Source organism: uncultured Novosphingobium sp., from assembly GCF_964277725.1.
Taxonomy (GTDB): domain Bacteria; phylum Pseudomonadota; class Alphaproteobacteria; order Sphingomonadales; family Sphingomonadaceae; genus Novosphingobium; species Novosphingobium fluoreni.
The window spans coordinates 1-7691 of record NZ_CAXYKL010000180.1; the positions used below are offsets into that span (position 1 = coordinate 1).

Annotated in this window: 5 protein-coding genes; 3 read left to right on the plus strand and 2 right to left on the minus strand. The window is 61.3% G+C overall.

Annotated elements, in window-relative coordinates; genetic code table 11:
• The 3 genes from ACHWRX_RS10045 to ACHWRX_RS10055 form a co-directional block, all read left to right on the plus strand.
• The coding region (locus ACHWRX_RS10045; protein ID WP_394659089.1) for a hypothetical protein at nucleotides 1-1088 on the plus strand (1088 nt) is incomplete at its 5' end.
• 97 nt (nucleotides 1089-1185) lie between these two features.
• Nucleotides 1186-1740 (plus strand): hypothetical protein, encoded by a 555-nt coding sequence (locus ACHWRX_RS10050; RefSeq protein WP_394659090.1) that lies wholly within the window; start codon nucleotides 1186-1188, stop codon nucleotides 1738-1740.
• Nucleotides 1741-1985: 245 nt separating this feature from the next.
• The gene (locus ACHWRX_RS10055; RefSeq protein ID WP_394659091.1) at nucleotides 1986-5078 is read left to right on the plus strand and encodes a TonB-dependent receptor domain-containing protein; all 3093 of its coding nucleotides are present in this window, start codon (nucleotides 1986-1988) and stop codon (nucleotides 5076-5078) included.
• A gap of 76 nt (nucleotides 5079-5154) precedes the next feature.
• Here ACHWRX_RS10055 and ACHWRX_RS10060 read toward each other — a convergent pair whose 3' ends face one another.
• The gene (locus ACHWRX_RS10060) at nucleotides 5155-5688 is read right to left on the minus strand and encodes a hypothetical protein (RefSeq protein ID WP_394659092.1); all 534 of its coding nucleotides are present in this window, start codon (nucleotides 5686-5688) and stop codon (nucleotides 5155-5157) included.
• 74 nt (nucleotides 5689-5762) lie between these two features.
• Nucleotides 5763-7691 (minus strand): AAA family ATPase (locus ACHWRX_RS10065; protein ID WP_394659093.1); only part of this gene is annotated, 1929 nt, incomplete at its 5' end.

The window sequence follows — 7691 nt, forward strand, 5'->3', positions numbered from 1 at the left end:
ATAGGCCAGATGCACAGCGTCAGCCAGGTCACGCGGGCCGCGGCTTGGCGGCGTTACGCAATCACCGGCTGGCTGCGCGCGCGATGACGAAGGCGCAAGCCGTGTGGCAGGACCCGGCCCTGCTGCCCCACGCGCTGGACGCGCAAGGCCGGATCGGCTTTGTTCACGTCGATCTCGACGCGGCGCGCCGCCTCGCCTTTCTGGATGGCCGCGCAAAATTCTGGACTGCCGACGGCCCACTGCTCCCGGCGCAGGACATTGCCGCCCTCGTCGCAAACGCACCGCCGCGCCGTGCGCTGCTCCACATGGCATTCGGGGGATCGACCTTGGCGGCGCGCCTCCTCGATGTTCCGGGCATCACGAGAGTTTGGCGAGAGCCGGCGATTGAGATCGCTTTGGCCGATGCCATCGCGCAAGCGGAAGTCGGCCCAACCACACCCCGCGTGATTGACGCCCTGCTGGCGCGGCCGGTGGCGGGCGAAACCGCGCTGAGCAAGCCGAGCAACTGGGCCAATGTGCTGGCACCGCACTGGGCCGCCACTGGAGCCCGCATAGCGCTGATGACCATGGCGCCGCGCCCCTACCTTGTCGCGGTGTTTCGCGGCGGGCGAGACCGGATCAGCTACGTGTTGCGCAGCGCCGACCACTTCGCGCGGATGGTGCGTGGTGGAGACGCCCTGCTTGCCACCGCCGCGCAGACATCGCCGCAAGAGCCGCCGTCGCTGCTCCCCGCCGCTCGCCTCGCGCTCGTCAGCCTGGACCTGCAATATCGCCTTTTCGCCAACGCTGGCCCGCGCCCAAGCCTGGACGCCGCCATCTTCAAGCGCGATCCCGTGGCAGGCGCGATGCTGTTGGCGCAGGCGCTGGAGTTGCCTTTGAAGGAGCCGCAAGTGGCAAAGCGCTTCACCGCCCTCGCCGATCGCCATGCCAAGGGAGGCGCCCCGTTCGATCCGGCACAGGAAAGCGCTCTGGACAATGAGGTAGAGCGCCACCACGGGTCCGTCTTCGCCCACGCCTTGGACTGGGCGGCCGAAGCAGGTCTGCGGTTCAGCTTGTCCCAACCGACGCCGCCCGATCGCGAGACTTGACCTGCACGGCGGATCGGCAACACTCGCGAACCGGATCGCGCATCGTCAACACAGCGCCTCGTCAAAAGGCTATTGGTCAATTCAAGGGGGATACTCCATGCACGCACGCCACGGCCTCGGCCTTGCCGCCATCATTCTCTCGCTTGCACCCATGGCGGCGGGCACTGCCGCGGCGGCTGACAAGCAGAGCCGCGCCCGCGCCGCCGCGATCGAGAAGCTCGCAACCTGCAAGGCGATCCGTGAAGATGCCGCGCGCCTTGCTTGCTACGATCGAGAAGCGTCCTCGCTCGTCGCCGCGGCCGACAAGGGGGAGATCAGCGTCGTCGATCGTGAACAGGCCAAGTCCATGCGGCGATCCCTGTTCGGCTTCAGCTTGCCCAAGCTTGGCCTGTTCGGTGGCGGAGACAATGACGTCAGCGACCAGGACGTGGCGAAACTGGACAGCACGATCACCACGCTCACCGCACTGCCGCGCGGTCGCTGGCAATTCAGCATCGCGGAAGGCGGCGCACGGTGGCAAACTCTAGAAGCGCCGACGCGACTCATCGATCCGCGCGTGGGTCAGAAGGTGCAGATCGAGCGCGCCGCGCTCGGCTCCTATTGGGTGCGGTTCAACGGCCAGAATGGTGTGAAAGGGCAACGGGTGAATTGATCGCAACCATTTGTAGATGAACGCGTTGTAGACACCCAAAACGGGGTACCGCGTTTACGTGACACCAGTGTGTCCTTTGCGCCACATCCGCACAATCTCTTGCCGGCGATAACGGCAAGCCCGTTGTATTAAAGCAATTTTGCCGCAACACCTTGAACATGGACGCGAGATGAACACTCGCGCCGGAGAGTGGACGAACAGGGTGAGGCGAACGCCTTGTGCGTCCGGGGCAAAGGACACACGACGTGAAATCATCGATAGCCAAGGCCGCCCTGCGCGGCGCCACCTGCCTGACCGTGATTGCGGTCGCCGGTTCGAACGTAGCATTTGCACAAGAGAGCCAAGACACGGCTCAAGTTCTGGCCGGTGAGCCGGCGCCAGCCGAACCGGATTCAATCATCGTTACCGGCTCGCGGATTGTCTCCCCGACAATTAACTCGGTTTCTCCGGTACAAGTCGTCAGTGCAGAGCAGATTCAGCAATCGGGCATCACGAATGTCCAAGACTTGCTCCTTGAAAACCCCGCTTTTGGCTCGCCTACCTTTGCACGTACAAACACTGCGTTCCTGACTTCAGGAACTGGCGTGGCGACCGTTGACCTTCGCAACCTTGGCACAGACCGTACGCTTGTCTTGATTAACGGGCGCCGCGTGGTTGCTGGCATTCCCGGTTCCGCTACGGTCGACTTGAACGTCATTCCGACCCAATTCATTCAGCGGATCGACGTATTGACCGGTGGCGCCTCATCGCTTTACGGTTCGGACGCTGTCGCTGGCGTGGTGAACTTCATCTACAAGGATAACTTTCAAGGCCTTGAAGCCAACGGCCAATATAATGTCACGCAACGTGGTGACACTCCTGGTTATCAGGCAAACGTAACGGCTGGCACCAATTTCTCCGAAGATCGTGGTAATATCATGATGCACTTCGGATACTCGAACGAAGGCCAGCTCCTCTCACGTCAGCGTAAGAATACGCAGCTCGACGACATCGATACTTTTGCTTTGACCGGAGATCCGGCTGGCTTTGGTGTTCCATTGGAGGGGCGTCTATCCGGGCTGCCTACGCAGGGCGTATTCACGGCCGGAGGGTGCCAATTCACCTTCAATCCGATCAATAACGCGCTTGAGCGCGGCTTCAGCTCCAATGGTGGACCGATCTCCCCTTCAGGGGCCACCGCTTGTGGCGTTCCCGCAGGCACAACGCTGCCGACGAGAGGTTTCAACCGTCAGGCCTTCCGCTCGATCGCGGTGCCGGTGCAGCGCTACATCTTCGCCTCCCGCGTCAAGTACGACCTGACCGATCACATCAAGTTCTTCGGCGAAGGCACCTATGTTCGCACTAGTGCGAACCGCCAGATCGAGCCTTTCGGCATTTCCACCGCCGGCTCGACGGGCATTTATCCCGCAACTGGCTCGATGCCGATCCAAACCCGCCTGCGTAACGCCGACGGTACTTTCAGCATCGTCAACAATCCGTTCGTACCGGCAGGTATTTTCGCTGCAGCGACTGATACCGATGGCGATGGCCTGCGCGATATCGGTTTCTCGCGTCGCTTGCTGGAGTTCGGAACGCGTAATAGTTCGACCGACCGTGACTTCTACCGTTTCGTGGTCGGTTTCGAAGGCGACATGCTGGACAGCAAGTTCCACTGGGACGTCTCCTATAACTACGGACGCACCAAGGAGAGTCAGGAGGGCAACGGTCAGGTCAATATCCTGAACTTCCGTAATGCCTTGGACGTCGTTCCTGCCGGCACCATCCCTGGCACCGTTGGGGCGCAGTGCGCCGATCCCCAGGCGCGCGCAGCGGGCTGTATTCCGGTCAATGTCTTTGGCCAGGGTACAATCAGCCCCGGTGCCGTCGCCTATATCCAGGCTAATCAGACCTTTCAGACCTCAATCCAGCAACAAGTTCTCACAGGTAATATCTCTGGCGAGTTGTTCAATCTCCCCGGTGGTCCCGTCGCGGTTGCTTTGGGCGTCGAATATCGCAAGGAAAAGAGCCGCGAAAATAATGACTCTCTGACAAACCAAGGACTGAATGGCGGCAACGCCCTTCCAGATACGGCCGGATCGTTCAACGTGAAAGAAGCGTACGGCGAGATCAATATCCCGATCCTATCCGACACGCCATTCTTCAAGTCTTTGAGCGTTCGTGCCGCTGGGCGTGTTTCCGACTATTCGACGGTTGGAACGGTCTATAGTTATTCAGGCGGCGCAGAGTGGTCGCCGGTCGAGGACATCAAGTTCAACGCGACTTATGCACGGGCAATTCGCGCGCCTAATGTCGGTGAACTGTTCCAGGGACCGGCGCAGACCTTCCCCACCGGACTTATCGATCCGTGCATTGGCGTTACCGCGACTGGTGGTGGCGTTCTGGGCGAAACCTGCCGTAGCTTTCCGGGCGTCGCCGCCAATCTGCAAAATGGTGTGACCGGCGGAACCGGCCTCACCTATGGCGGCAATCCGAATGGGCGGTTCGACATCAATCAGGCAGACTTCCAGGGCGTCAGCGGTTTCAACCGCGGCAACTCGAACCTGCGTGAAGAAAAGTCGACCAGCTACACGTTTGGCATGGTAATCAACCCTCGTTCGATCGAGGCACTTCGCAATTTTACTTTCCGTGTTGATTACTATAACATCAAGATCAAGGACGCGATCGTCGGTATTGATCGCCAGTTCATCTTGAACAAGTGCTTCGAAGAAGGTGACCAGAGCTTCTGCCAGTTCGTCCGTCGTCGGGCCAGTGCGACCTCGCTGAACAGCGCTGGCACTCTGGAATTCGTCGACCAGGCTTCGGTGAATGGCGGTGCCCTTGCATCCGAAGGAATCGATTTCACTTTGAACTACACGCAGCCAATCGACGGGTTTGCTGGCATATCGGGTCGCGTGAATTTCCGCGGAACGTACACTCGTCTGCTGTCCGCCTACACTAGGCCGATACCGGGCGATCCGACGCGTGACAATCTCAAGGGAGAAGTGGGCGCCGCCCGTGACCGCTTCACTACCAATCTGGGCTTCTCCAGCGAACGGTTCGACCTGAACTTCACGGGGACATACATCGGCAAGTCGTACGAAGACGATCAGTTCTTGGCTCAGTTCGATCTAGGGCCGAAGGACATCAGCGTCCCTGCTCAGTTCTATCTGGACACGCAAGCAACGTTCAAGCCAGCCGATCACTATGAGCTCTACTTCGGCGTCGACAACCTTCTGGATAACAAGGCGCCAAACCTGCTATCTGGCACAACCTTCAACACCACCGGTACGGACACCGATGCCGGCGTGTATGACGTGTTCGGACGTCGCTTCTACGTCGGCGCTCGCTTCCGCTTCTGATAAAGTAAAGACCTGATAAGGAGGGCGGCAGATCATTCTGCCGCCCTTTTTTATGCATTCTTGTATGTAGATCGGATCATTCAGAGAGGCGACGTACGCGAAAAGCACGTCCGCCAGCGACTTTGGCCGTATACCCACCCACCGGCCCGCGCTGGATAACTACGGTCTGGCCAACTTTCGGTCGATTTACAAAACTGGAGTCAATTTGACTCCACCGAGCCCCTGAGCTGAGACCGAACTGGATGCCGCCGTTGCTGTTCTGGCCAACGGACGAAACCTGCGCCTCGATGGTGTCTACGCGGTCCTGAGAAGCACCGTCTTCGGTCTCCCCAAAAAGCCTAAGCTTGGGAAGCGAAAAGCCGAACAACCCACGGCGTGCTTCTCGAATGGCGCCTTTATCGGCGACGACAATTTCCTGGCGTTGTTTAGCTACCGCCAAGGCCGCGACCGTGCGATCGAAGCAGGCAAGACGGGCGCTATCGGGCGCGACCCCCACGCACCCTAAAACCGCGCTCAACACTGCCACCTGCGGGATCTTTTCGGCCGTGAGAGCCACCGTCGATGTGCCTGCAGCCACTAAAAATACGGTGGCTGAAACGATCCTTTTCATTGCCTGCTACCCTTATGTCATCAGGAAGCAGACAATGAGCGGAAGACTGGCGGCAATCAATCGCTATGAACCCATCACTCCACGTTGATCGCCAAGGCGCCGTCGCCTTCGTCGATGTGGACGGTGGTGCCGTCGGGGATGTCTCCGGCGAGCAGCTTTTCGGCCAGCGGGTCTTGCAGGTAGCGCTGAACGGCGCGCTTTAGCGGGCGGGCGCCGTAGACCGGGTCGTAGCCGACACGGCCCAGCCAGCGCTTGGCGGCGTCGGTCAGGTCCAGCGTGATCTTGCGGTCCTTCAGCAGGTTCTGCACGCGGCCGACCTGGATTTCCACGATCGGCCCCATCTCGCCTTGGCCCAGGCGGTGGAACAGGATCACCTCGTCCAGCCGGTTGAGGAACTCAGGGCGGAAATGCCCGCGCACGATCTCCATGACTTGCGGCTCGACGGTCGAGACTTCCTGGCCCTCGTCCAGATTGGCCAGATACTGGCTGCCCAGGTTGCTGGTCAGGATGATCAGCGTGTTGGTGAAATCCACCACGCGGCCCTGCCCGTCGGTCAGGCGGCCGTCGTCCAGCACTTGCAGCAGCACGTTGAAGACATCGGGGTGCGCCTTTTCCACCTCGTCGAACAGCACGACCTGATAGGGCCGGCGCCGCACCGCTTCGGTCAGCACGCCGCCTTCGTCATAGCCGACATAGCCCGGAGGCGCGCCGATCAGCCGGCTGACGGCATGCTTCTCCATGAACTCGCTCATGTCGATGCGCACCATCGCGTTGTCATCGTCAAACAGGAAGCTCGCGAGCGCCTTCGTCAACTCGGTCTTGCCGACACCGGTGGGGCCGAGGAACAGGAACGAGCCCATTGGGCGGTTGGGGTCCTGCAGACCGGCGCGGGCACGCCGCACCGCCTTGGAAACCGCCGTGACCGCAGCGGCCTGACCGATCACCCGCGCGCCGATCGCGGCCTCCATGTTTAGCAACTTCTCGCGCTCACCCTGGAGCATCCGATCTACGGGCACGCCGGTCCAGCGGCTGACCACGCCGGCGATATCGTCCGCCGTCACCTCTTCGCGCAGCATCGCGTTGCCGGCCTGCGCTTCGGCTTCCGCCAACTGCTTTTCCAGCGCAGGGATGGTGCCATAGGAGAGTTCGCCGGCACGGCCCAGATCGCCCTGCCGCTGCGCCTGCTCCAATTCCAGACGCGCCGCATCGAGGTGCTCCTTCAACTTGCCCTCGGCGGCGATCTTGTCCCGCTCGTTCTGCCAGCGGGTGGTCAGTTCGCTCGACTGCTGCTCGAGATTGCCGAGTTCTGCGCGCAAGTTCGCCAGGCGATCCTTGGAGGCGGTGTCGCTCTCCTTGGATAGCGCCATCTCCTCGATCTTGAGCTGGATGATGCGGCGGTCAAGCTTCTCGATCTCCTCGGGCTTGCTCTCCACTTCCATGCGGATGCGGCTGGCGGCCTCGTCCATCAGGTCGATCGCCTTGTCGGGGAGGAAGCGGTCGGTGATGTAGCGGTTCGACAGCGTCGCCGCCGCCACCAGCGCACCGTCGGTGATACGGACGCCGTGATGGAGTTCGTACTTCTCCTTCAGGCCACGCAGGATCGAGATGGTGTCCTCGACCGTGGGCTCGCCGACAAAGACGGGCTGGAACCGCCGCTGGAGCGCGGGGTCCTTTTCGACGTACCTGCGGTACTCGTCGAGCGTGGTCGCGCCGACGCAGTGCAGCTCACCGCGCGCCAAAGCGGGCTTCAGCAGGTTGGAGGCGTCCATCGCCCCGTCGCCCTTGCCCGCCCCGATCAGCGTGTGCATCTCGTCGATGAACAGGATGATGTCGCCCTCGGCGGCCTTCACCTCGTCGAGCACGCCCTTCAGCCGTTCCTCGAACTCGCCGCGATATTTCGCGCCCGCGATCAGCGCGCCCATGTCGAGCGCCATCAGCTTGCGGTCCTTGAGCGTGTCCGGCACGTCGCCATTGGCGATACGCAGCGCCAGGCCTTCGGCGAT

Excerpts from the sequence above, each read along its gene's own strand:
- ACHWRX_RS10050 (WP_394659090.1), top strand. The coding sequence starts at position 1,186 with ATGCACGCACGCCACGGCCTCGGCCTTGCCGCCATCATTCTCTCGCTT.
- ACHWRX_RS10060 (WP_394659092.1), bottom strand. The coding sequence starts at position 5,688 with ATGAAAAGGATCGTTTCAGCCACCGTATTTTTAGTGGCTGCAGGCACA.